The organism is Brevundimonas sp. UBA7664 (genome assembly GCF_002483305.1).
In the GTDB taxonomy this organism is placed as follows: domain Bacteria; phylum Pseudomonadota; class Alphaproteobacteria; order Caulobacterales; family Caulobacteraceae; genus Brevundimonas.
On the sequence record NZ_DLHQ01000003.1, the window covers coordinates 1 to 21,250 of the forward strand.

The following is a 21,250-nucleotide window of genomic DNA, read 5'->3' on the forward strand; positions in this document are numbered from 1 at the left end:
GGCGCAGGCGGCGAGGGCGAGGCTCGCGAGGAGGATCAGGGCCGGGGACCGCGACAGACGGGACATGGGCGCTCCGGAACAGGTCGGGCGCTCTTTGGGCCAGTCATGAGCCGCCGCGTCAAGCGGGGCCGCGTCCCGCGGGAAAGCGGCCCGTCAGTCTTCGGCGGGAGCCTCGGCCTTGCGACGCGGGGCGCGGCGTTTGGGCGCGGGGGTCTCGTCGGCGGCCTCGACGGCCTCCGGCGCGGCGACGGGCGCCGGGGCGGTCGACCGGGTCAGGAAGCCCGGCAGGGCCGAGGGGCCGTCGTCGGTCGCCACGCCCGCGTCGCGGCGGGGCTTGCGCTCGGGACGTTCGGCGCGCGCGGGGCGTTCGGCCCGTTCGGGACGTTCAGCGCGGGGTTCCGGGGCGGGCTCGGCGGATTCAGCGGGCGCGGCCTCGCCGTCGGCGCGGGGTTCGCCGCCTTCACGTTCGAAGCGGGCGCTGCGCTCGAGCTGGCGGCGTTCCCAGCGTTCGCGGCGGGTTTCGCGGCGGCTGCCGTCGGCGTTCAGGCCGCCGTCGCCCTCGGGGCGGGGTTCGCGCGGTTCGCGGTCCTGACGCGGCTGGTCGTCGCGGTCGCGCCATTCGCGGCGCGGCTGTTCAGCCTGACGGTCGCCCCCCTGACGGTCATTGGGGCGGTCGTTCGAGCGGTCGGGGCCGCGGTCGTTCTGACGCTCTTCGTTCTCGCGCTGGCGGGCCTCGATCTGGGCGACGCGGTCGGCCTCGACCTTTTCGGCGGCCATGATGGCGGCGGCCTGGGCCCCGGTCTCGTCCTCGAAATCGATGTCGAAGCCCTGGCCGGCCAGTTCGCGCTGGGCGATCTCACTGACGGGGCGCGAGGGCTGCAGGGCGCGCAGGACGCGGAAATAGTGTTCGGCGTGCTGGGTGTAGTTCTCGGCCAGCACCCGGTCGCCGGCGGCCGAGGCGTCGCGCGCCAGCTGCATGTAGCGTTCATAGACGGTCTGGGCGTTGCCGCGGACCTTGATGTTCTCGGGGCCCTGCGAGTCCCACGAACGGTTCGGATTGGTGGCGTTGGCGTTGTTGGCGCCGCCACCGCCGCCGCCGGGCTTTCTGTTGCGTCCGCGCTGACGCTTCATGCCCTTGAAATCTCTCATCGGACGCTACCGTGCTTTGTATGAGGGACGGGCCGGCGCGCGAGATGCCGCCTGAAGCCGTCCGTGTCGTTGTTCCGTTTCGGGCGGGGCCGATCCCCGCTGGCGATGTGTCGGAAAACCGTTGCCGCCCCGTGGTCCGCCGGGCGACCGGCCCGACCGTCACTGTCCCGGGCGCGCGTGGATGGGCCTGAAGCGGTCCAAGGCGTGCGTTTTGGGTGGGAGACAGGCGAAGACTTAGCGCGGGATCGTGGCGTTTCCAAGGGGATTGTTTTGGACGGCATTCCTCCCCCACCGGGGAGGGATACTACATCTTCGGAATCGGATTGGTCCGGGGGTCCGGGCCGTTGGTGACCACGCGGTCGCGGTCGGACAGGTCCTTGACGATGATGACGTGCTCGAAGCCCGCGCCCTCGAACAGGGCCTTGACCTGCGGGCCCTGGTCCCAGCCGATCTCGACGGCGAAGATGCCGTCGGGGCGGAGGATGCGGCGGATCTCGGGGGCCAGTTCGCGATAGGCGACGAGGCCGTCGGGACCGCCGTCCAGCGCCAGCAGCGGATCGTGGTCGCGGACCTCGGGGTCGAGGCCGGGGATGTCGCCCGACGGAATGTAGGGCGGGTTGGAGACGACCAGGTCGAAGCTGGCGTCGCCGAAGCCGGCGGCCCATTCGGTGCGCAGGAAGGTCGCGCGATTGTCGAGTTCGAGGTTGGTGGCGTTCTCCTTGGCCACGGCCAGGGCCTCGAAGGAGATGTCGGTGCCGACGCCGCGCGCGCCGAATCGCTCGGCCAGGGTGGCCAGCAGGATGGCCCCCGAGCCGGTGCCCAGGTCGATCATCTCGAACGCCTTGTGCGGCGGGAAGGCCAGCATGACGACGTCGAGGATGGCCTCGGTGTCCGGCCGGGGACTGAGCACGTCGGGGGTGACGTTCAGCATGATCTTCCAGAAGCCCTTCTTGCCGAGGATGCGCGAGACGGGCTCGCGGCGCAGGCGGCGTTCGACGAAGGCGTCCAGAGCGGCCTGCTGGTCGGGGGTCACCACGCGGTAAGGGTCGGTCAGGATGTCGGTGCGGGTCGCGCCGGTGGCGACTTCCAGCAGCAGGCGGGCGTCGATCGAGGGGCTGTCGATGCGGCCGGCCTTGAGCGTGGCGGTCGCGGCCTTCCAGGCGGCGACGAGGGTCGGGGCGGAGCAGGATTCGGTCATCCGCTGGCATTGGCGCGGCTTTGCGGGGATATCAAGCATGGCGGCGCCGGAACGCGCCTCGGTACAAGCCGTTGGGGCCGGGATGAAGAAGCAGTCGGGCGACAAGGGCGGGCTCGGTCCGTGGACCATGATGGGGGCCATCGCCGGCGGGCTGGCGGCCGGGGCGGGGGCCGCACACCTGATCTATACGCGCGGGCACAAATTCGGGCTGGAGCTGCGCAAGGAGCGGCCTGAGCCCCTGCCCCCGAAGACGCCGACGCCGGAGGATTTCGAGGCGAAGGAGCCGGGCCGCGGCCGACTGGCGCAACGGCCGGAGCATATTCCGCACAAGGGCTGGACCGACATCTTCTGGCGGCTGGGGATGTCCTATTTCGGCGACCGGATCGGCTTTCTGTCCGGCGGGGTGACCTTCTTCGTCATGCTGTCCCTGTTCCCGACGCTGGCGGCCTTCGTCACCCTGTACGGCCTGTTCGCTGACCCGGCGGACGCCTGGGGCCGGCTGCAGTTCCTGTATTCCTTCCTGCCCTCGGGGGTGGCCCAGTTCCTCGGCGCCGAAATGCAGCGGCTGGCGGAGAACACCACCACGACCCTGACCTTCACCCTGGTGTGGACCCTGGCCCTGTCGCTGTGGACCGCCAATGGCGCGATCAAGGTGCTCTTCTACGGGCTGAACGTCGCCTATCACGAGGTCGAGCGGCGCAACATCGTCCACTACAACCTGATGTGCATGGGCTTCACCGTGTCCGGCCTGCTGGCGGTGCTGGCCACCGCCGCCCTGGTGGTCGGGGTGCCGGTGGTGCTGGGCGTGTTCGGCCTGGCCGATGAATGGGCCCACCTTGCGCCGCTACGCTGGCCCGTCCTGCTGCTGGTCTATGTCGCCATCCTGACGGTCATCTATCGCCACGGGCCGTGCCGGCAGAAGGCGCGGCTGCGCTGGCTGACGCCCGGCGCCATTTTTGCGGCCCTGCTCAGCCTCGCCCTGTCGCTGATCTTCAGCTGGTACCTGCAGACCTTCGTGCGCACGGCCTATTACGGCCCGCTGGCGGCGATGATGGGCTTTTTGCTGTGGACCTGGCTGACGGTGCAGATCGTGCTGATGGGGGCCGAGCTGAACGCCGAGATCGAGCACCAGACCGCGATGGACACCACCACCGGAGCCGATCGCCCGATCGGCGAGCGCGGCGCCGTCATGGCCGACAGCGTCGGGCCCAAGCGCGGCTCGCCGGCGGCGCTGGCGTTCACGCTGAAGCACGCCGAGGCGCTGTCGGACCGGTTGCTGAAGAGAAGAATCAGGAAGGGCTGAGCATTTGCGTTCTCCCTCCCCTTCATGGGGAGGGTGGTCGCGAAGCGAGCGGGTGGGGAACGCCAGTCCCGCACCGGCGGCGCCCCGCTTCGAACTTCCCCACCCGGGCTCGGCTGCGCCTCGCCGTCCTCCCCACTTCGGGGGAGGGAGAACGCGAATGTTTACCCGAACTCCGCCTCCAGATCGGCCAGCCGGGCGGCCTGGTCCTCGGAGATCAGGGCGTTGAGCAGCGGGTCGATGTCGCCCTCGAGAATCTGCGGCAGGCTGTGCAGGGTCAGGCCGATGCGGTGGTCGGTGACCCGGCCCTGGGGGAAATTGTAGGTGCGGATGCGCTCGGAGCGGTCGCCGGAGCCGACCTGGGACTTGCGCGAGTCGGAGCGGGCGTCGTCCTTCATCTGGCGTTGCATGTCATAGAGGCGGACGCGCAGGTTCTTCATCGCCTTGTCGCGGTTGACGTGCTGCGACTTCTCGGACGAGGTCACCACGATCCCCGAGGGGAAGTGGGTGATGCGCACGGCCGAGTCGGTCTTGTTGACGTGCTGGCCGCCCGAGCCGGAGGCGCGGAAGGTGTCGATGCGGATGTCCTTGTCCTGGATGTCGATCTCGACGTCCTCGACCTCGGGCAGCACGGCGACGGTGGCGGCCGAGGTGTGGATGCGACCGCCGGCCTCGGTGGTCGGGACGCGCTGGACGCGGTGGACGCCGCTTTCGAACTTGAGCCGCCCGAAGACGCCGTCGCCGGTGACGGTGGCGATGATTTCCTTGTAGCCGCCGGCGTCGCCCTCGGTCGCCGAGTCCAGCTCGACCTTCCAGCCGCGGTTGGCGGCGTAGCGGGAATACATGCGGAACAGGTCGCCGGCGAACAGGGCGGCCTCGTCGCCGCCGGTGCCGGCGCGGACTTCGAGCACGGCCGAGGCGTTTTCGTCGGCGTCGCGCGGGGCCAGCAGCAGGGCCACGTCCCGCTCCATGTCGGGCAGCCGATCCTTGAGGGTCTGCAGCTCGTCCGCGGCCATCTCGGCCATTTCGGGGTCGGCGGCCATGACCTCGAGATCGGCCATCTCGGCCCGGGTCTTCGCCAGGGCCATGACCGCGTCGGCCACCGGCTTCATCTCCGCATGCTCTTTCGACAGGCGGACGATCTCCTGGCCGTCGGTGGCCGCGCCCATGCGCGCCTCCACCTGGTGGAAGCGGTCGAGCACTTGATCGAGCCGGGCCTGGGGCAGTCGCAAGGGGGAAACGCCTCTTCAAACGGGAGGCGGTGTTTACTCCGACGGACGCGGCCGTGTCGATGCGAAGCGGCGATGGCGTGATCGTGACCGGGCGTCACAAGGCTGTCAGGGCGGTTTCGCCGACGCGGCCGAAAGCCTAGCTGAGCCGCGGAACTGGAGGGCGAATGTTTGACGGAACGCTGACGGCGACATTGGACGAAGGGGCCGAACTGGCCCGGCTGCGGGCCCTCTACGACGGTCTGCTGGCGCAGCCGCCGGTGGGCGTTTCAGCCGAGGCCCTCGCCGATCTGGCCGCTATGGCGCGAATTTTCGACCTCGACGGCGACGGGCCCCCGGCCGGGGTATGGCGCAACCTGCGCGCCGTTGTGGCCCGTCAGTCGGCTCCGGACGCCGCCGACGACGACGCGCCCCCGCCTGTTTCCCGCCCACTCACCCTGATGATCGTCGAGGACGATCCTGACATGGCGGCGAACCTGACCGAGATGTTGACCGACGCCGGACACGGCGTGGTCGGCCCGTTCTCGGATGCGACGGCGGCGATGACAGCGGCCGGCCTGTACGCCATCGACCTGGCGCTGCTCGACATCAATCTGGCGGGTGATCCGCAGGACCAGGGCGAAGGCGGCGGCATCGCCCTGGCCCGGACCCTGAAACAGTCGTGGGGCGTGCCGGTGGTCTTCCTGTCGGGGGATGTGGCCGCCGCCGCGCGTCACGCCCGGCTGGCGACCGCCCTGGTCCTGAAACCCTACACCGGCCGCGATGTCCTGAACGGGATCGCCCGCGCCGTCGCGAATGGGGCCGTCGCGGCCTGACCGCGCAACCAATGTCCGGGCGGGGGCTTGCACTGATCAGGCTTGGCTGTTCGAACGGGCTGAATGGAAACCTTCCTGCTGTTCTTCGTGGTCGGCGCCCTGGCCCAGTCGGTCGATGGGGCGCTGGGCATGGCCTATGGCGTGATCTCGTCCTCGGTGCTGCTGGCCTTCGGCGTGCCGCCGGCCATGGCCTCGGCCAGCGTGCACGGCGCCGAGGTCTTCACCACCGCCGCCTCGGCGGGCAGCCATATCTGGCATCGGAATGTGGACTGGCGGCTGCTGCGGCCCCTGGCCCTCGCCGGCGTGATCGGCGGCTGTCTCGGAGCCTATGTCCTGACCGGGATCAAGGGCGACGTCATCAAGCCTTTCATCGTCGCCTATCTGGCCGGCCTGGGGGCCTACATCGTCTGGCGCGCCGGCCATGAGATCCGGCCCCGGCGACTGCCGTCCTGGCTGATGGCGCCGACGGGGGCGGTCGGGGGCTTCCTCGACGCGGTCGGGGGCGGCGGCTGGGGTCCGACCGTGTCCTCGACCCTGGTCGCCGCGGGACAGGAGCCGCGCCGGGCCATCGGCACCGCCAACACCGCCGAATTCTTCCTGACCGTCGCCATCAGCGCGGCCTTCATCTGGGCCCTGGTCACGGGCCACTGGGCCGAGGCGGGGGCGCTGGAGAACCATGCGGCGGCGGTGGGCGGTCTGGTCGCCGGCGGCCTGCTGGCGGCGCCGTTCGCCGGCCTGATCGCCAAGCGGGTGCCGAGGACGGTCCTGACCTATGCGGTCGGGGTGCTGCTGCTGGCGCTGGCGGGATTCCAGGGCCTGCAACTGGCGGGGGTGCTGGGCTGAGCGGAGAACGGACAGAAGCCATTCAACCGTAATAGAGATTCCTTCGCTAGACACTCGCGTCGATAGTAAGCTACCGCTTGCGGGCGTCCGCATCTGCGGACGAATCCTGAGGGGGAATCCATGAAGAAACTCGCACTGGCGCTTTGCGCCGTGACGGCGCTTGGCGCCTGCACCACGACCGAACGCGTCAGTGTTCAACAGCCGGGCGACCGGATGATGACCTGCACTTCGCTGCGCGCGGAGTTTGTGAAGCTGGACGGCATCATTAGCGATGGCCAAAGCGATCAAGGCGTCAACGCCGCCAACGTCGGTGCCGTTCTGTTCTTCTGGCCGGCGGCCGTCGGCAACTATTTCTCGGCCCGCGACGCCATGCAGATCGCCGAACAGCGGCGCACGCACCTGATGACCGTCTACGACGAGAAGAACTGCGACAACCCGGCCAACGCAGACCTGCGGTTCATGGTGCCGTCGGCGCTGCTGGGCCCGATCGCGCGCGGCATGCCATAGGGCTACCGGTCTGCGGGGCTGTTCCCGAAACCAGAACGGCGGCTCGTAAGAGCCGCCGTTTTTTGTTGGGCGCTCTCACCCCGGACGGGTCTCAGCGAAGCTGGCCCGAGCCTCAAGCGCCGCCTGCAAGGCGACCAGGCCGGGCCGACCCGTGGCGAGGTCGCAATCGGGGTGGCGGAAACCGATCCAGGTCACGGCGACGCCGGCGGTGATCACCCCCATGTCGAGCCGGTTCGGGTCAGGCGCCGCCGCCTCCAGCGCGTCGAGCGCGCGACCCATGTTTTCGGTCCAGCGGGCGATCCATGACGGGGACCGCTCGGCCTCGGGCCGGCGCAGCTCCAGCAGCCGTTTGACGCCCATTTCCAGCGCCTGATTGCCGAGGGTTTCGAGCCGGCGCACGCGCAACCGGTCGGCGCCCTCGACCGGGAGCAGGCGCGGGCCCTCGCCGAGGGCGTCGAGGTATTCGCAGATCACCGGGCTGTCGTTGAGCGGCAGGCCGTCCTCCGCGATCAGGGTCGGGACCTGGACCACCGGATTGGAGGCCAGCAGTTCCGGCGCATTGGCGTAGGGGTCGACGGCGATCTCCTCGATGCGGTCGATCAGCCCCTTCTCGCGGGCCACGATGCGGCATTTACGGGCGAAGGGGGACGGGGCGGTGATGTAGAGTTTCATCGGGTCAGCGCCTTTCAAGGGTGACGCCATCCGGCGCCGTCAGGGCATCGAGACGGGCCGTGGCCGGCGCGTCGCCGAGTCCGTAGGCCTCCAGCCAGCCGGTGGTCGCCGTCACGATCAGGTCGAAATCGCCGGCGTCCGCATTGCGAACCAGGCTGTGGTCGGCCCCGGCGAAGACCAGCAGCATCTTGTCGCCCGCCGGGCTGCGGTCGAACGGGCGGCGATGATCGCGCCAGTCGGCGACATAGCCCTCGACCAGATCAGCGTCGCCTGTGATCATCAGGGTCGGCGTCCGCAGGCCCAACCAGCTCTCGGGCGTGACGAGGCCCGGCACGTCGCCGGCCGAGGAGAAGGCGATCACCGCCTTGACGTCAGGATCCCCGAGCGGTCCGGCCGCGGTGACGGCGCCGCCCGAGATCAGCGACATCAGGGAGCCGAAGGAGTGCCCGGCCGCGACGATCGGCTTGCCGGAATGGGCCGCGCGCACGAAGCCGCGGGCCACGGCGAGGTCGACGATCCGGGTGGAGAAGGCGGCGCGGCCGTCATAGCGATCATGGTCGGGATGGCGGAGGGAATCGACGTGCAGCGGCGCGACCACCGTGAAGCCGTCCGCCGCCCAGGCCGACAGGATGCGCTCATAGGCGGCCGGGCTGCCGTTGAAGCCGTGACTGAACACCACAACGGCGCGCTCGTCGGCGGCCTGCCAGACGCTGACGGCGATCACCCGACCGTCGGGCGCCGTCAGTTCGAGACGTGTGGCCGCGGTCGCCGGCGCGGCGGCGGGCGGCGAAGCGGTCTGGGCGAGGGCCGGCGCGATCGGCGCAAGGACCAGCGACAGCGCAAGCGCCGCGAGTTTCAAACGACGGATCATGGCGGTCCCAAACTGGCTACGATGGCCACCCGTAACCCAGGTCCGGGTCGGGCGGGAAGGCTATTCCGCCGGTTCGAGCGCCGGCGCGGCCCCGGCGCTGGCGCGGGCCGCGTCCAGCTCGGCGGCCTTGGCTTCGACCAGGTTGACGATGTGGTCGATCATGCCGTCGTTGTGCTGTTTGTGGGCCATGCGGCCGTTGACATAGACCATGCCCGAGCCGGCTCCGCCGCCGGTGAAGCCGACGTCCGTGTACAGAGCTTCGCCCGGTCCGTTGACGACGCAGCCGATGATCGACAGCGACATCGGCGTGGTCACATGGGCCAGCCGTTCCTCGAGAATGCCGACGGTCTCGATCACGTTGAAGCCCTGCCTCGCGCACGACGGGCAGGCGATGATGTTGACGCCGCGGTGACGCAGACCCAGCGATTTGAGGATGTCGAACCCGACCTTGATCTCCTCGACCGGGTCGGCGGCGAGGCTGACGCGGATGGTGTCGCCGATGCCGGCCCAGAGCATGTTGCCCATGCCGATGGCCGACTTGATCGTGCCCGAGCGCAGCGGCCCGGCCTCGGTCACGCCGAGGTGCAGCGGGCAGTCGATGGCCTCGGCCAGCTGCTGGTAGGCGGCCACGGTCAGGAAGGGGTCGGAGGCCTTCACCGAAATCTTGAATTCGTGGAAGTCGTGGTCCTGCAGGATGCGGGCGTGATTGAGGGCGCTCTCGACCATGGCCTCGGGACAGGGCTCGCCGTATTTCTCGAGCAACTCCTTCTCCAGGGAGCCGGCGTTGACGCCGATCCGCATGGAGCAGCCGTGGTCGCGGGCGGCCTGGATGACGTCGCGGACGCGGTCAGCCGAGCCGATATTGCCCGGATTGATGCGCAGGCAGGCGGCGCCGGCCTGAGCCGCCTCGATGCCGCGCTTGTAGTGAAAATGGATGTCGGCGACGAGCGGGACGCGGGACTCGCGGGCGATGGTGCGGAAGGCGGTGGTCGAGGCCTCGTCGGGGCAGGAGACGCGCACGATGTCGGCGCCGGCCTCCTCCAGCTGGCGGATCTGCTCCAGCGTGGCCGCCGCGTCCGAGGTCGGCGTGTTGGTCATCGACTGGACGGTAATCGGCGCGTCGCCGCCCACGGGGACGTTCCCCACCATGATCTGGCGGCTCTTGCGGCGCTCGATGTGGCGCCACGGGCGAACGTGGGAAAGGTCAGAGCTCATGCGGCCGCAACATAGGCATTCGATTGCGGCATGGCCACGACGGCAGACTGCCGCAATCAGCCGCCGGTGGTGGTGACCATGGCCGTCTGGACCGTGGCGGCGCGGGCCTGGGCCTCGGCCTGGGCGGCCTGGGTGCGGGCCACGACCTCGGCCGCGGCCTGACGGGCCAGGGCCTGGGCGCGGCTGTTCAGCTGGCTGAGCGGGGTCTGCTCGGCCGTCAGCGTGCCGCCGTGTTCGCCGTTCAGATAGACGTCGAAATCGGCGAAATGGCTGGAGACATCGACCACGGCGGCGACGCCGGCAGGGGCGCGCCAGGCGTCCCCGGGGGCCAGCTGGCGGGCGAACAGCACCCGGCCGTCGGCCATACGGACCACCAGACTGGCGGCCTTGCGGGCCTGGATCACCACCTGGGAGGCGTTGGCCGTGGCGCCGTAGATGGCGCCGCGCGGGTTGAAGGCGCGCTGCACCGGCGGCGCGCTGGCGGCCGCGGCGGCGATGGCTTCGGGCGAAGCCGGATCGAGGCCGGTCAGCTCGGCCTCGAGACCGGGCGTGATGTAGAGGGCCGGAATGGTCTGGTCGGGCGGGGCCGGGCGCGGCGCGGTCAGGCTCAGGGCCGCGGGCTGGCCGGGCACGGCGCCCAGGGTCCAGCTTTCGGGCACGGCGGCGAGATCGGACGGCTGCGGCGCGCGCATCAGGCTGACGCGCTGGAAGACGTTCCAGCCGACCACGGCGAGCACCAGGGCGAGGCCGGCGGCGATCAGGCGGGGCGAATAGCGTTTCACCTCCTCGAAGGCGACGCCGACAGGGGCCTGGAGCGGCACCGAGGGATCAGGGCTCTCGCGCTTGAACCGCTCGACCGCCAGCTGCTCGTCGAGGCCGAGGGAGCCGGCGTAGGCGCGGACATAGCCGATGGAGAAGACGCGGTTGGGCAGGGTCGAGAAGTCGTTCTGCTCCAGCGCGGTCAGATAGCGGCTCGGCACGCGGGTGATGCTGGACAGCTCGGCCAGGGAGCGGCCGGAGTGTTCACGGGCGATGCGGAGGCCGTCGCCCAGAGTCGGGGCGTCCGTGACGGAAGGAACGACATCCTTCCAGTCTGGATGAGCCTTGAGCTCTTCGGGGATTCCCCCCGTATCCAGCGCCATTACGCCTGACCCCACACTCGGCGCGCGCAAGGGGTCCTCACGCGTCGCCATACTCGACACCGGGGCCTGTATCATATCGGGATGACAGTTCGGGCCTGCCCCCGCAAACCCCCCGGTTCCGCCTTGTGGATAACTCATTAGGGCCGCCCGATCAACGATTTGTTAGCCATCCCGGCGTGTCGGTCCGGGACGGTTCAGATCGTGACGTTCAACTTCCGGGCCAGGGATTCGAGCTCGCCCCGGATCGAGCCGGCGGAGGAGCCGAGCAGGTTGGCCATGCCCCGCCGGGCCGCCGGCAGATCGGCCGACAGGATCATCCGCTTGACCGGCCCCACGCCCCCGGCCGGCGCTGACAGTCGGGTATAGCCGAGGGTCAGCAGGGCGAAGGCCTCGAGCGGCCGGCCGGCCAGTTCTCCGCACACGGAGACGGGCGTTCCGGTGTCGGCGCATTTCTTCTGGATCTCGGCCAGGGCGCGCAGGGCCGGGGGCGAGAGGGGATCGTAGCGGTCGGAGACCAGCGGATTGGTCCGGTCGGCAGCGAACATGTACTGGAACAGGTCATTGGTCCCGACCGAGACGAAGTCGGTCAGGGGCAGAAGCGCGTCGAGGTGCCAGAGCAGTGACGGGCATTCGATCATCGCCCCGACCCGCAGCAGCGCCGGCAGGTCCCGGCCCCGGCGCTTCGCCCAGGCGCATTCGACATCGACCAGTTCTCGGGCGGCGCGGAATTCGTCGACCGTGGCGATCATCGGGAACATGACGCGCAGTTCGCGGCCGGCGGCGGCCGTCAGCAGGGCGCGCAACTGCAAACGCAACAGGCCGGGCCGGTCGAGGCCGAGGCGGATGGCGCGGCGGCCGAGGGCCGGGTTCTCTTCCCGCTCGGTCTCCAGATAGGGCAGCACCTTGTCGCCGCCGATATCGAGGGTGCGGAAGGTCACGGGGCGGTCGCCGGCGGTGTCGAGCACCAGCTTGTACAGGGCGGTCTGGCTGGTCAGCCGGGGCAGTTCCTCGGAGACCATGAACTGGAACTCGGTGCGGAACAGGCCGATGCCCTCGGCGCCGGTGGCGTCCAGATTCTCCAGATCGACCGCCAGGCCGGCGTTGGTCAGGACGGTGATCCGGGTCCCGTCGAGGGTGACGGCGGGCACGTCGCGCAGCTTGGCGAACTCGGCCTGGCGGGCGCTGCGGACCTGCATGCGCGACTGGACCGCGGCCAGCATGTCGGGGCGGGGGCGCAGATAGGTTTCGCCGGTCTCGCCGTCGACGATGACCAGATCGCCCTCGGACAGCCGATCGCGCAGGCCCATGATGCGGCCGACGCAGGGAATCTGAAGCGCCCGGGCGACGATGGCGGCGTGGCTGGCGGCCGAGCCTTCTTCCAGCAGCAGGCCCCTCAGCTTGTGCCGGGGGTATTCCAGCAGGTCGGCGGGGCCGAGGTTGCGGGCGACGAGGATGGCGTCGTCGGGCAGATCCCGCTCGCCCGGCTTGTCTCCCGCGAGGAAGCGCAGCAGGCGGTTGGCCAGGTCCTCGAAATCGTGAAGCCGCTCGCGGATATAGGGATCGCGGGCCTGGGCGAAGCGAGCGCGGTGTTCGTTGCGGACCCGGTCGACCGCGGCCTCGGCGGTCAGGCCGGTGCGGACGGCCTCCTCCAGCGACCGGTTCCAGCCCCGGTCGTCGGCGAACATGCGATAGGTCTCGAGCACCTCGAACGAGGCACCGGCCAGCTTGCCCTGCCCGCCCTCGAGCATGGAATCGATATTGGCCTTGAGGGCGACCAGGGCCTCGCGCAGGCGGATTTCCTCGACCTGCTGGTTCTCGGCCAGGAGGTTCTCGGGCGCGAGGGGCGCCTCGTGCAGGATGACGTGGCCGTAGGCCAGACCCTCGGCGAAGCGTTGGCCCTTGAGGCGTTCGGGCCGGTGCGGGGCGACCTCGATGTCGCGCAGTTCGTCCTGGGCCAGCAGTTCGCCCGAGGCCACGGTCTCGGCCAGAACCATGGCGATGGTCTGGATGTCCTCGACTTCCTCGTCGTCGTAGCGCCGCTCGGAGCGGTTCTGGACGACCAGCACGCCGATGGCGCGGCCGCCGCGCAGCAGGGGGGCGCCGAGGAAGGCGTGATAGGGATCCTCGCCCGTTTCCGGCCGGTAGACGAAGCTGGGGTGGGACGGGGCGTCCGACAGGCTGATCGGGGCCGCGGTGCGCGCCACCTCGCCGACCAGGCCTTCGCCCGGGCGCAGACGGGTGGTGTGGACGGCCTCGGGCTTCAGGCCCTGGGTGGCGAACAGTTCGAGGTCGCCCGAGGCGCGGCGCAGATAGATCGAGCAGACCTCGGCCACCATCGACTGGGCGATGATGCGCACGACGGTGTCGAGCCGGTCCTGGGCCGGCGACGCGCCGGCCATGGCTTCGCGAATCTGGCGAAGGAGGTTGCGTGGCCCCGTCGTCAATCCGCCAACCGGCATGGCCCCTCCTGATGAACGACGCCGCAGATGGGCGCCGTCCGGCTCAATTCCTAGACTTCTTCCAGTCCATAGGCCGCATGAAGCGCACGAACGGCCAGTTCCGCATAGGCGGCGTCGATCAATACGCTGATCTTGATCTCGGATGTCGAGATGGCCTGAAATTTCACGCCCTTGTCGGCGAGGGCCCGGAACATGGTCTGGGCGACGCCGGCGTGGCTGCGCATGCCGACCCCGACGACCGAGACCTTGGCCACGTCCTCGTCGACGCGCAGTTCCTCGAAGCCGAGCTGGGTTTGCGCGGCGCGCATCAGTTCGGCGGCGCGTGCGGCGTCCCTGCGGCCCGTGGTGAAGGTCAGGTTGACCGCGCCCTCGGTCCGCGACTGGCCCTGGACGATCATGTCGACATTGACGTTGGCCTCGGCCAGCCGGGTGAAGACGTCGGCCGGAGCATCGACCCGGTCGGTCAGCCCCAGCAAGGTGATGCGGGCCTCGTCACGGCTCATGGTCACGCCGGATACGATGCGTTTTTCCACGATTTCCTCCTCGTCGCAGATCAATGTGCCGGACTTGGCGGGCAGGACGCCGTTTTCGTCGGGTTCGATGAAGCTGGACAGCACCCGCACCGGGACGCGTTTGGCCATGGCCAGCTCCACGGAGCGGGTCTGCAGGACCTTGGCCCCCAGCGAGGCCATCTCCAGCATCTCTTCATAGGAAATCTTCTCGAGGCGGCGGGCCTTCGATTCGATGCGGGGGTCGGTGGTGTAGACGCCGTCCACGTCCGTGTAGATGTCGCACGGGCAATCCAGCGCCGCGGCCACAGCCACCGCCGACGTGTCCGAACCGCCGCGGCCCAGGGTGGTGATCCGGCCCGAACGGCTGACGCCCTGGAAGCCGGGGACGACGGCGATCTCGCCCTTGTCCATGGCGGCGCCCAGCACCTCGCCCGGCACGTCCTCGATGCGGGCGCGGCCGTGGGCGTCGTCGGTGAGGATGGGAATCTGCCAGCCCATCCAGCTGCGGGCGTTCAGGCCCATGTTGCGCAGGGTCAGGGCCAGCAGGCCGGCGGTGACCTGTTCGCCCGAGGCGACGACGATGTCATATTCGTCGTCGGACGGTTCGACGCCCGGGCCCGGCCGGCCCGCGCCGTCGGTCCAGGCGACCAGTTCATTGGTCTTGCCGGCCATGGCGGAGACGACGACGGCGACCTGTTTGCCGGCGGCGACCTCGGCCGCGACGATGCGGGCGGCCCGGCGGATGCGTTCGAGGTCGCCCATCGAGGTGCCGCCGAACTTCATCACCAGTCGCGTCGTAGCTGGCCGCGTCATCGTGGCGGATCGCCCCATCTTGCATGGAGAGCCGCCCGGGTTCATCCCTCGGCCCATGGCCGCTTCTAACGACACCGTATCGGCGCGCAAACCCCAAAGCCGCGCGGAATTCGAGGACGGGGCCGCCGGCCCCTCGATCGATCCCGCCGACGTGGCCCGGTTTTCGGCCCAGGCGGCGGAATGGTGGGACGCGCGTGGGCCGTTCGCGCCGCTGCACAAATTCAATCCGGCCCGGCTGGCCTTCGTCCGCGACCGGGCGGCGGAGCGGTTCGGGCGGGATGCGAAGACTCGCGCCGCCTTCGACGGCCTGACCCTGCTGGACGTCGGTTGCGGCGGCGGGCTGATCGCCGAACCGATGCGGCGGATGGGGTTTGCGGTGACGGCGGTGGACGCCTCGGCGGAGAACATCGGCACGGCGCGGGCGCATGCGGCGCAGCAGGAGCTCGACATCGCCTATCGCGCGGCGACGGTGGAGCAGCTGGAGGCCGAGGGGGCCGGGCCGTTCGACGTGGTCCTGACCATGGAGGTGATCGAGCATGTGGCCGATCCGGAGGCCTTCATCCGCGCCTGTTCGCGGATGGTAAAGCCCGGCGGGATGATGATCGTCGCCACCCTGAACCGGACGCTGAAGTCGCTGGCCCTGGGCAAGATCGCCGCCGAATACGTCCTGCGCTGGGTGCCGGCGGGGACCCACGACTGGAGCCAGTTCCTCAAGCCGGACGAGATCCGGCGGATGCTGTCGGAAGAGCCGGTGGCGGTCAGCGGGCCCTATGGCCTGGTCTATGACCCGCTCACGGACCGCTGGAGCGAAAGCGACGATGCGGGGATCAACTACATGATGGTCGCGACGCGGGACTGAGCCGGCTTACGGCGAATTCATCCACCTTTCGAGGATGTAACGGGACAGACCAAGCGTTGCGGTGGGATGAAGGCGCACCCCCGAAACGGAGCCCCATCATGAAAAAGCGTCTTCTGATCCTCGCCGCCCTGTCCGCCGCCCTGATGACCTCGGCCTGCGTCACCGTCATCGACGCCGGCGATGACCACGATTTCGGCTGGCATGGCGAGAACGCCCAGCCGTTCGACGCCTCCCGCGACGCCTGCCGCGCCTCGACCGGCAAGGGTCAGCACAGCGACGAATTCCGCGCCTGCATGGCCGCCAAGGGCTGGACCCGCAGCTAGGGGTTCAGATCCCGGACCATATAGCGGGAGCCGGGGCCGTAGCCGGCCAGCTTGTCCGCCATGCCCGCCTTGTCGAAGACAGTGAAGCCGTGCCGTTCCCAGAACGGCGCGGCGTCGTTGACCGCCACAAGCGTCAGGGTCCGCCAGCCGGCGGCGAGGGCGTCCTGCGCCAGCCGTTCGACAATGGCCCGCGACCAGCCGCCGCCGCGCACCATCGGGTCGAGCGCGAGGTCGTGCAGATACACCACCGACGCATCGTCCGGGACGGCCTCGATCAGGGTGTCCAACGCCGGCGCGTCACCGGCCCGCCAGGGATAGGCGATGAGGTAGCCCTTCGCAGGCCCCTCGCCGACGGCCAGGACGAAGCAGCCGGCGGGATTCAGCGCCAGCCGGTTGGCGAAACAGTCCCGGCCTTCGAAATGATCGGGAAAGCCGACGGCGGCGATGTCGACGACGGCGTCCAGATCGGCCGCCGTCATCGCCCGCCAGGTCAGGCCGTCGTCGCTCAGCCGGGGCAGCGGGCGTTGAACGGGGCCGCGTTGAAATTCCATTCCATGCTCCGCGCCTGCCCGCCGATCTCGCCCTCGATCCGGGCGGTGAGGGCGTCGCCCTCACGTTGATAGATCACACGCGTCGGAAAGTCGTTTTCGGCGTTGGCGAACACCGCCCGCGCCGGGCCGCTTTCGGCGAGGACGAAGACGGTGGGCGGCGCGCCGCCGGGCTGGGCGACATAGGCGAAACCCTGCGGCGTCGGGCCGATGTGCGACACCTCGAACGAAGCGCGGCCGTTCTCGACCGCAACAGCGTGCCCGACGCTGAGGCCGGCGCGCGGGTCGCTCCAGGCCTCCGACGCCTCGCGGCCGTCGGAACAGTCCAGCCAGTAGCCGGCCATCCATGACAGATCGGGCGCCGCGCCCGTCGTCGGGGCGGGGGCAGTCTGGATCAGGGCGGCGGCGAGCATGGCGGTCAGCATGTGAAGTCCCTCGGTTGAACGCGAACCCTAGTGCGGCGACAGCGGCCCGGGCTTGTAGGTTTGCGACGCGAGGCTGCGCGCCAGACCGATCTGGTCGCGGGCCCATTCGGTGGCAGTGCAGCCGAGGAAGCGGCGGAAGTCGCGGGCCAGCTGGGGCTGGTCGAAATAGCCTGCCTCCAGCCCCGCCTCGAGCCAGCCGACGGCGTCGGGCCCTTGCGCGTGATCGAAGACGCGGCGGAAGCGCAGGATCGACCGCAGCATGCGCGGCGGGACGCCGACGCGGTCGCGGAAGCGGCGCTGCAGGGCGCGATGGTCCGCGGCCGAACGGGCGGGGGACGACCGGTCGGCGAAGGCAGCCTCGAGTTCCGCGCGCACCGCCGGGTCCAGCGACCAGGCCTGGCGGCGGCGACAGTCCTCCAGCAGGCGGACCATGACCTCGACCTGGGCGGCCGGGTCGCCCGCCGGCGCCGTGACGCCCGCGAGCCGCGCCGTCATGTCCAGACGCCGGTCGGTAGCCTCGGCCGCGGGATGCCCGAGCCAGTCGCGCGCGCCGTCGGGCTCGAAGCGAACGGCGACCAGCTCGACCGGCCCGACGGGACGCAGGGCGAGAGGCCGGGTCATCTGGCCGGCGATCAGGGCCCGGGGCTGGAGACGGAAGACACCGTCATCGCCCGCTTCCTCATAGGGGGCGCCGATGTCGAGGATCAGTTCGGGGCAGCCGTCGGGGGCGATGCGCTGGACCGTGGGTTCAGGCGCCGGGGCGGCATAGGTCCAGATCACGCGGACGAAGGGACGAAGCGCCGGAGGCGGCTCGAACTCCTGATAGCGCTCCCCCTCCCCCACCGGTCAGTGGGCCTTGGCGGGGTCGGGCGGCAGGGGCGGCAGGGCGGCGCAGGGGACGCCGTCGTCCTTGAGCTTCTTCACCTCGGCGGGTGTGGCCTCGCCGTAGATCTCGCGCTTCTCGGAGCGGCCTTCGTGGATGTCGCGGGCCTCGCGGGCGAAGGCGTCGCCGACATAGTCGAAATTCTCCTCGACGTGGGACCGCACCTCGCGGGCGGCCTGCATCATCAGGGTCCGCATCCGCGCCGGGTCGGCCGAGAGAGCGGTCTTGCGGGTTCCCGCCACAGCCGGGGCCATGATCTGTTTGGACACGCCGCGCGAACCGCAGAGCGGGCATTCGACCAGACCCCGCGCGGCCTGATCGTCATAGGCGGCCGAGTCGCCGAACCAGGCCTCGAAGCCGTGGCCCGCGTCGCACTGGAGGGCGTAGCGGATCATGCCGGCCCCGCGAACGCGCGGTCGTGGGTCAGCTGCGGCACGGCGGTGCGGGCGCGCTCGACGGCGTCGAAGTCCAGCGTGGCGAACAGGACGCCGGGTTCGTCGTGATCCAGCTTCGCCACCACCTCGCCCCACGGGCCCACCACGGTCGACCGGCCCCAGGTGCGGCGGCCGTCCTCGTGCGCGCCGGCCTGGGCGGGGGCGAGGATCCAGCAGCCCGTCTCGATGGCCCGGGCGCGCAACAGGGTCTCCCAGTGGGCCTCGCCGGTCGGGACGGTGAAGGCGGCGGGGACGGAGATCATGACGGCCCCGGCCTTGGCGAGGGCGCGGTACAGCTGGGGGAACCGGAGGTCGTAGCAGATGGTCAGGCCGAGCTTGCCCCAGGGCGTGTCGGCCACGGTCGCGCCGTCGCCGGGCCGGACGGCGGCGCTCTCGCGCCAGCGCTCGCCGGTCGGCAGGTCGACGTCGAAAACGTGCAGCTTGTCATAGGTCGCGACCACCGCACCGGCGTCGTCGATCAGCAGGGACCGGTTGGCGGCGCGGTCGTCGCCTTCATGCCCCGATCTGACGATGGCCGAGCCGATCAGCAGCCAGACGCCCAGCTCGCGGGCGAGATCACGCAGGCCGCCGATGACCGCGTCCTGGTCCTCGGTCGTCAGGGCGGTGGCGCGGGCGGCGGGGTCCTTGATCAGAAAATTGGTCGCTTCCGCGGTCAGGATCAGTTTCGCCCCGCCCGCAGCCGCCGCGCGGATCAGCGGCGCGACGTGGGCCAGGGCCGCCGACGGACTGGCCGGCGTGCGGGTCTGGATCAGGGCGATCGGAAGCGTTGCCATCAGGCCTCGAGCAATGCGTCCAGCTCGCCTTTGCGGTCAAGGGCGTGCAGGTCGTCGGAGCCGCCGATGTGTTTTCCGCCAATGAAGATCTGCGGGAAGGTCATGCGGCCGCCGGAACGCTGGATCATCTCCTGCTTCTTCGCCGGGTCGTTGGAGGCGACGATGTCCTCATAATCCGCGCCCTTGCGGTCGAGCAGGTCGCGGGCGGCGTGGCAGTAGCCGCAGCCGGGTTTGGTGTAGATGACGACGTCAGCCAATGCAGAACTCCAGTCAGTGATCGCCACCCTCAGGCAGCGAGCCGCCGCGTGGCGGCGTAGGGCCAGCCTTATGTAGGCAATTGCCGCGCCGCGCGCACCCGGGCCACGACGGCCAGGTCCACGGCGCGGGCGCCGGCCTCGATCAACGCGCGGGCGCAGGCCTCGGCGGTGGCGCCCGTGGTCAACACGTCGTCGACCAGAAGGATGCGGCGGCCCTTGATCCGTCGACGGCCGGCCTCGCTGACAGAGAAGGCTTTTCTGACGTTCAGGCGGCGGCCGCGCGCGGACTTCCCGCCCTGGCTGCCGGTGTGCGTCGTGCGGATCAGGGCGTCGGGCAGATAGTCGAGCCCGGCGTCGCGGGCCAGCGGCCGGGCGATCTCGGCGGCCTGGTTGAAGCGGCGCGACAGCAGGCGGAAGCGGTGCAGGGGCACGGGGACGACGGCGTCGGCCGCGTCCAGCAGCGGGGCCGCCGAGCGGGCGATCCAGCGGGCGAACAGGGGCGCGAAAGGCTGATGGTCGCCGTGCTTGAACTTCAGGATCAGGCCGCGCGAGGCCTCGTCATAGACGCAGGCGGCGCGGGCGCGATCAAAGGCGTAGGGCTGGGCCAGGCAGGCGGCGCACCGCGCCGCCGCGAAGGGCCCGCCGTCCATTTCGAACCCGGCGCCGCAGCCGTCGCAGACCGGGTCCTCCAGAAAGGTCACCCGCCCCCAGGCGCCGGCAGTGAGCCCCGGCGAGGCGGCCGCCTCGGGACCGTCCCAAGCGAGCGTGGGCAGCAGCAGATCAGCGAGGCCCCGGCCCAGCAGGCGGGCGCGCAGTGAAATCCCCGGGACGGCCGCTTTCAATCGGTCGCGCCAGACCCCATCCTGAAGGTTCATGAGCCCCTCCTCCGGTCCCCCCCGCATTTTCGACGTTCAGCGCCGCACGGCAAGGCTTGAACGGAGCGAAAAATCCATCGGCCGCGCCGACTTCCTGCATGCGCGGGCGGCGGAAAATGCGGTCGGCAGTCTGGAGGCGCTGATCCGGGACTGGCCCGAGGCGGCCGACCTGTCGGCCCATCCGCGGGCCTTCGCGGCGGCCCTGGACGGCAGCGCGGCGGCCGGGCGGGTCGGGCCGGTGAAGATCGTCGGCGACCGGGCCGCGCGGGCGGGACCGGGCGCCGCGCCGCCGGATCTGGCGGAGGGATCGCAGGACCTGATCGTCTCGCTGATGAGCCTGCACTGGGCCAATGACCTGCCCGGGGCGTTGAGCCAGATCCGCCGCGCGCTGAAGCCGGACGGGTTGTTTCTCGGCACATTGCTGGGCGCGGGGACGCTGAAGGAGCTGCGCGCGGTGCTGACCGAGGCGGAGCTGGAGGCGCGCGGCGGGGCCCAGGCGCGGGTGTCGCCCTTCGCCGACGGTTTCGACGGCGCGGCGCTGCTGCAAAGGGCCGGATTCGCCCTGCCGGTGGCCGATGTCGACCGGGTGACCGTGCGCTATCGCGACCTGCCGGCCCTGGTCCGCGACCTGCGGGCCATGGGCGAGACCAATGCGCTGGCGGGAGCGGGGCGGCCGCTGACGCGCGGCATCCTGGCCCGGGCGGCGCAGCTGTATGCGGAACGCTTCGGCGAGGCGGACGGGCGAATTCCGGCGACCTTCGAGATCGTCCATCTGGCCGGCTGGGCCCCGCACGAGAGCCAGCAGAAGCCCCTGCCCCGCGGCTCGGCGAAGATGCGCCTGGCGGACGCGCTGGGGGTCAGGGAGCAGACCGGAGAGGACTAGGCGGGCGAGGACTGGGCGGGCGAGGTTCAAGCGGGGGCGGGCTGGCCGGCCATGGCTGTCCTCAGCGCCTCCATGGCGGTGTTGAAGACGCCGCTGCCCGTCGCGCCGAACGCCCCCAGGGCGCCGATGATGACAAGGAAGATCAGCCCCACGATCAGGCCGTATTCGATGGCCGTGGCCCCGGTCTCGTCGCGGCTGAAGCGGGAAAGGAAGCGTCTCGGCATCGGCCCCCTCCTTGCGGCGG

General features: G+C 70.5%; 24 protein-coding genes. 7 read left to right on the forward strand and 17 right to left on the reverse strand.

What is annotated here, in order from left to right; translation table 11 throughout:
* Positions 1-153: 153 nt before the first annotated feature.
* Entirely contained in the window at positions 154-1,149 is a 996-nt protein-coding gene (locus B2742_RS00315) for a DUF4167 domain-containing protein (protein ID WP_292061667.1), read from the reverse strand.
* A 304-nt stretch (positions 1,150-1,453) separates the two neighbouring features.
* Positions 1,454-2,347 carry a peptide chain release factor N(5)-glutamine methyltransferase gene (gene prmC, locus B2742_RS00320; protein WP_292061669.1) on the reverse strand — a complete coding sequence of 298 codons (894 nt, stop codon included), beginning with the start codon at positions 2,345-2,347 and terminating at the stop codon, positions 1,454-1,456.
* Positions 2,348-2,384: 37 nt separating this feature from the next.
* On the opposite strand from prmC, the gene B2742_RS00325 reads away from it, so the two are divergent.
* On the forward strand, positions 2,385-3,650 hold the full coding sequence (locus B2742_RS00325) for a YihY/virulence factor BrkB family protein (RefSeq protein WP_292061673.1): 1,266 nt from the start codon (positions 2,385-2,387) through the stop codon (positions 3,648-3,650).
* Between the two features lie 161 nt (positions 3,651-3,811).
* Here the strand turns inward: B2742_RS00325 and prfA are convergent, their stop codons facing one another.
* Positions 3,812-4,879: a peptide chain release factor 1 gene (prfA, locus tag B2742_RS00330; protein ID WP_292061676.1), complete on the reverse strand. Its 1,068-nt coding sequence runs from the start codon at positions 4,877-4,879 to the stop codon at positions 3,812-3,814.
* Positions 4,880-5,043: 164 nt separating this feature from the next.
* Here prfA and B2742_RS00335 point away from each other — a divergent pair, with 164 nt between their 5' ends.
* The 3 genes from B2742_RS00335 (at position 5,044) to B2742_RS00345 (ending at position 7,041) form a co-directional block, all read left to right on the forward strand.
* Positions 5,044-5,691, forward strand: a complete 648-nt coding sequence (locus B2742_RS00335; RefSeq protein ID WP_292061679.1) for a response regulator — start codon at positions 5,044-5,046, stop codon at positions 5,689-5,691.
* 63 nt (positions 5,692-5,754) lie between these two features.
* Positions 5,755-6,534, forward strand: coding sequence for a sulfite exporter TauE/SafE family protein (locus B2742_RS00340; RefSeq protein ID WP_292061681.1), 780 nt, complete (start codon positions 5,755-5,757; stop codon positions 6,532-6,534).
* Between the two features lie 120 nt (positions 6,535-6,654).
* Positions 6,655-7,041, forward strand: coding sequence for a hypothetical protein (locus B2742_RS00345; protein ID WP_292061684.1), 387 nt, complete (start codon positions 6,655-6,657; stop codon positions 7,039-7,041).
* Positions 7,042-7,116: 75 nt separating this feature from the next.
* Here B2742_RS00345 and B2742_RS00350 read toward each other — a convergent pair whose 3' ends face one another.
* The 6 genes from B2742_RS00350 to B2742_RS00375 all read right to left on the reverse strand — a co-directional run bounded on the left by B2742_RS00350 (position 7,117) and on the right by B2742_RS00375 (position 14,725).
* Complete coding sequence (locus B2742_RS00350; RefSeq protein WP_292061687.1) at positions 7,117-7,713, reverse strand: glutathione S-transferase N-terminal domain-containing protein; 597 nt, start codon at positions 7,711-7,713, stop codon at positions 7,117-7,119.
* Positions 7,714-7,717: 4 nt separating this feature from the next.
* Positions 7,718-8,584, reverse strand: a complete 867-nt coding sequence (locus B2742_RS00355) for an alpha/beta hydrolase family protein (RefSeq protein WP_292061689.1) — start codon at positions 8,582-8,584, stop codon at positions 7,718-7,720.
* Positions 8,585-8,644: 60 nt separating this feature from the next.
* Positions 8,645-9,799, reverse strand: coding sequence for a flavodoxin-dependent (E)-4-hydroxy-3-methylbut-2-enyl-diphosphate synthase (ispG, locus tag B2742_RS00360; protein WP_292061691.1), 1,155 nt, complete (start codon positions 9,797-9,799; stop codon positions 8,645-8,647).
* 56 nt (positions 9,800-9,855) lie between these two features.
* The gene (locus B2742_RS00365) at positions 9,856-10,941 is read right to left on the reverse strand and encodes a helix-turn-helix domain-containing protein (protein WP_292061693.1); all 1,086 of its coding nucleotides are present in this window, start codon (positions 10,939-10,941) and stop codon (positions 9,856-9,858) included.
* Positions 10,942-11,135: 194 nt separating this feature from the next.
* The gene (ptsP, locus tag B2742_RS00370) at positions 11,136-13,340 is read right to left on the reverse strand and encodes a phosphoenolpyruvate--protein phosphotransferase (RefSeq protein WP_292061695.1); all 2,205 of its coding nucleotides are present in this window, start codon (positions 13,338-13,340) and stop codon (positions 11,136-11,138) included.
* 110 nt (positions 13,341-13,450) lie between these two features.
* Positions 13,451-14,725, reverse strand: a complete 1,275-nt coding sequence (locus B2742_RS00375) for an aspartate kinase (protein WP_292061697.1) — start codon at positions 14,723-14,725, stop codon at positions 13,451-13,453.
* 55 nt (positions 14,726-14,780) lie between these two features.
* Here B2742_RS00375 and ubiG point away from each other — a divergent pair, with 55 nt between their 5' ends.
* Both ubiG and B2742_RS00385 read left to right on the forward strand, forming a co-directional pair.
* Positions 14,781-15,584 carry a bifunctional 2-polyprenyl-6-hydroxyphenol methylase/3-demethylubiquinol 3-O-methyltransferase UbiG gene (gene ubiG / locus B2742_RS00380; protein WP_292061698.1) on the forward strand — a complete coding sequence of 268 codons (804 nt, stop codon included), beginning with the start codon at positions 14,781-14,783 and terminating at the stop codon, positions 15,582-15,584.
* A gap of 98 nt (positions 15,585-15,682) precedes the next feature.
* On the forward strand, positions 15,683-15,907 hold the full coding sequence (locus tag B2742_RS00385; RefSeq protein ID WP_292061701.1) for a hypothetical protein: 225 nt from the start codon (positions 15,683-15,685) through the stop codon (positions 15,905-15,907).
* Here the strand turns inward: B2742_RS00385 and B2742_RS00390 are convergent.
* The 7 genes from B2742_RS00390 to B2742_RS00420 form a co-directional block, all read right to left on the reverse strand.
* On the reverse strand, positions 15,904-16,458 hold the full coding sequence (locus B2742_RS00390; RefSeq protein ID WP_292061703.1) for a GNAT family N-acetyltransferase: 555 nt from the start codon (positions 16,456-16,458) through the stop codon (positions 15,904-15,906). The genes B2742_RS00385 and B2742_RS00390 overlap by 4 nt on opposite strands.
* On the reverse strand, positions 16,413-16,880 hold the full coding sequence (locus tag B2742_RS00395) for a DUF6265 family protein (RefSeq protein WP_292061706.1): 468 nt from the start codon (positions 16,878-16,880) through the stop codon (positions 16,413-16,415). Before B2742_RS00395 ends, B2742_RS00390 begins: the two co-directional genes overlap by 46 nt.
* Positions 16,881-16,907: 27 nt before the next feature.
* Positions 16,908-17,723, reverse strand: coding sequence for a helix-turn-helix domain-containing protein (locus B2742_RS00400; RefSeq protein WP_292061709.1), 816 nt, complete (start codon positions 17,721-17,723; stop codon positions 16,908-16,910).
* A gap of 3 nt (positions 17,724-17,726) precedes the next feature.
* Positions 17,727-18,158 (reverse strand): DUF1178 family protein, encoded by a 432-nt coding sequence (locus B2742_RS00405; RefSeq protein ID WP_292061712.1) that lies wholly within the window; start codon positions 18,156-18,158, stop codon positions 17,727-17,729.
* A complete protein-coding gene (locus B2742_RS00410) occupies positions 18,155-18,991 on the reverse strand; it encodes a carbon-nitrogen hydrolase family protein (protein ID WP_292061714.1) in 837 nt (278 codons plus the stop codon). Before B2742_RS00410 ends, B2742_RS00405 begins: the two co-directional genes overlap by 4 nt.
* Positions 18,991-19,248 carry a glutaredoxin 3 gene (gene grxC, locus B2742_RS00415; RefSeq protein WP_292061717.1) on the reverse strand — a complete coding sequence of 86 codons (258 nt, stop codon included), beginning with the start codon at positions 19,246-19,248 and terminating at the stop codon, positions 18,991-18,993. The genes B2742_RS00410 and grxC overlap by 1 nt, the downstream gene beginning before the upstream one ends.
* Before the next feature lie 68 nt (positions 19,249-19,316).
* Positions 19,317-20,123: a ComF family protein gene (locus B2742_RS00420; RefSeq protein WP_292061719.1), complete on the reverse strand. Its 807-nt coding sequence runs from the start codon at positions 20,121-20,123 to the stop codon at positions 19,317-19,319.
* Here B2742_RS00420 and B2742_RS00425 point away from each other — a divergent pair.
* A complete protein-coding gene (locus B2742_RS00425; protein ID WP_292061722.1) occupies positions 20,122-21,006 on the forward strand; it encodes a methyltransferase domain-containing protein in 885 nt (294 codons plus the stop codon). The genes B2742_RS00420 and B2742_RS00425 overlap by 2 nt on opposite strands.
* A gap of 26 nt (positions 21,007-21,032) precedes the next feature.
* Here the strand turns inward: B2742_RS00425 and B2742_RS00430 are convergent, their stop codons facing one another.
* Entirely contained in the window at positions 21,033-21,230 is a 198-nt protein-coding gene (locus B2742_RS00430) for a Flp family type IVb pilin (RefSeq protein WP_292061725.1), read from the reverse strand.
* Positions 21,231-21,250 lie beyond the last annotated feature (20 nt).

Bases quoted from the DNA above. Each gene is read 5' to 3' on its own strand.
- B2742_RS00315 (WP_292061667.1), bottom strand. From the start codon at position 1,149: ATGAGAGATTTCAAGGGCATGAAGCGTCAGCGCGGACGCAACAGAAAG.
- prmC (WP_292061669.1), bottom strand. From the start codon at position 2,347: ATGACCGAATCCTGCTCCGCCCCGACCCTCGTCGCCGCCTGGAAGGCC.
- B2742_RS00325 (WP_292061673.1), top strand. From the start codon at position 2,385: ATGGCGGCGCCGGAACGCGCCTCGGTACAAGCCGTTGGGGCCGGGATG.
- B2742_RS00335 (WP_292061679.1), top strand. From the start codon at position 5,044: ATGTTTGACGGAACGCTGACGGCGACATTGGACGAAGGGGCCGAACTG.
- B2742_RS00340 (WP_292061681.1), top strand. From the start codon at position 5,755: ATGGAAACCTTCCTGCTGTTCTTCGTGGTCGGCGCCCTGGCCCAGTCG.
- B2742_RS00345 (WP_292061684.1), top strand. From the start codon at position 6,655: ATGAAGAAACTCGCACTGGCGCTTTGCGCCGTGACGGCGCTTGGCGCC.
- B2742_RS00350 (WP_292061687.1), bottom strand. From the start codon at position 7,713: ATGAAACTCTACATCACCGCCCCGTCCCCCTTCGCCCGTAAATGCCGC.
- B2742_RS00355 (WP_292061689.1), bottom strand. From the start codon at position 8,584: ATGATCCGTCGTTTGAAACTCGCGGCGCTTGCGCTGTCGCTGGTCCTT.
- ispG (WP_292061691.1), bottom strand. From the start codon at position 9,799: ATGAGCTCTGACCTTTCCCACGTTCGCCCGTGGCGCCACATCGAGCGC.
- B2742_RS00365 (WP_292061693.1), bottom strand. From the start codon at position 10,941: ATGGCGCTGGATACGGGGGGAATCCCCGAAGAGCTCAAGGCTCATCCA.
- ptsP (WP_292061695.1), bottom strand. From the start codon at position 13,340: ATGGCCGGCGCGTCGCCGGCCCAGGACCGGCTCGACACCGTCGTGCGC.
- B2742_RS00375 (WP_292061697.1), bottom strand. From the start codon at position 14,725: ATGACGCGGCCAGCTACGACGCGACTGGTGATGAAGTTCGGCGGCACC.
- ubiG (WP_292061698.1), top strand. From the start codon at position 14,781: ATGGCCGCTTCTAACGACACCGTATCGGCGCGCAAACCCCAAAGCCGC.
- B2742_RS00385 (WP_292061701.1), top strand. From the start codon at position 15,683: ATGAAAAAGCGTCTTCTGATCCTCGCCGCCCTGTCCGCCGCCCTGATG.
- B2742_RS00390 (WP_292061703.1), bottom strand. From the start codon at position 16,458: ATGGAATTTCAACGCGGCCCCGTTCAACGCCCGCTGCCCCGGCTGAGC.
- B2742_RS00395 (WP_292061706.1), bottom strand. From the start codon at position 16,880: ATGCTGACCGCCATGCTCGCCGCCGCCCTGATCCAGACTGCCCCCGCC.
- B2742_RS00405 (WP_292061712.1), bottom strand. From the start codon at position 18,158: ATGATCCGCTACGCCCTCCAGTGCGACGCGGGCCACGGCTTCGAGGCC.
- B2742_RS00410 (WP_292061714.1), bottom strand. From the start codon at position 18,991: ATGGCAACGCTTCCGATCGCCCTGATCCAGACCCGCACGCCGGCCAGT.
- B2742_RS00425 (WP_292061722.1), top strand. From the start codon at position 20,122: ATGAGCCCCTCCTCCGGTCCCCCCCGCATTTTCGACGTTCAGCGCCGC.
- B2742_RS00420 (WP_292061719.1), bottom strand. From the start codon at position 20,123: ATGAACCTTCAGGATGGGGTCTGGCGCGACCGATTGAAAGCGGCCGTC.
- B2742_RS00430 (WP_292061725.1), bottom strand. From the start codon at position 21,230: ATGCCGAGACGCTTCCTTTCCCGCTTCAGCCGCGACGAGACCGGGGCC.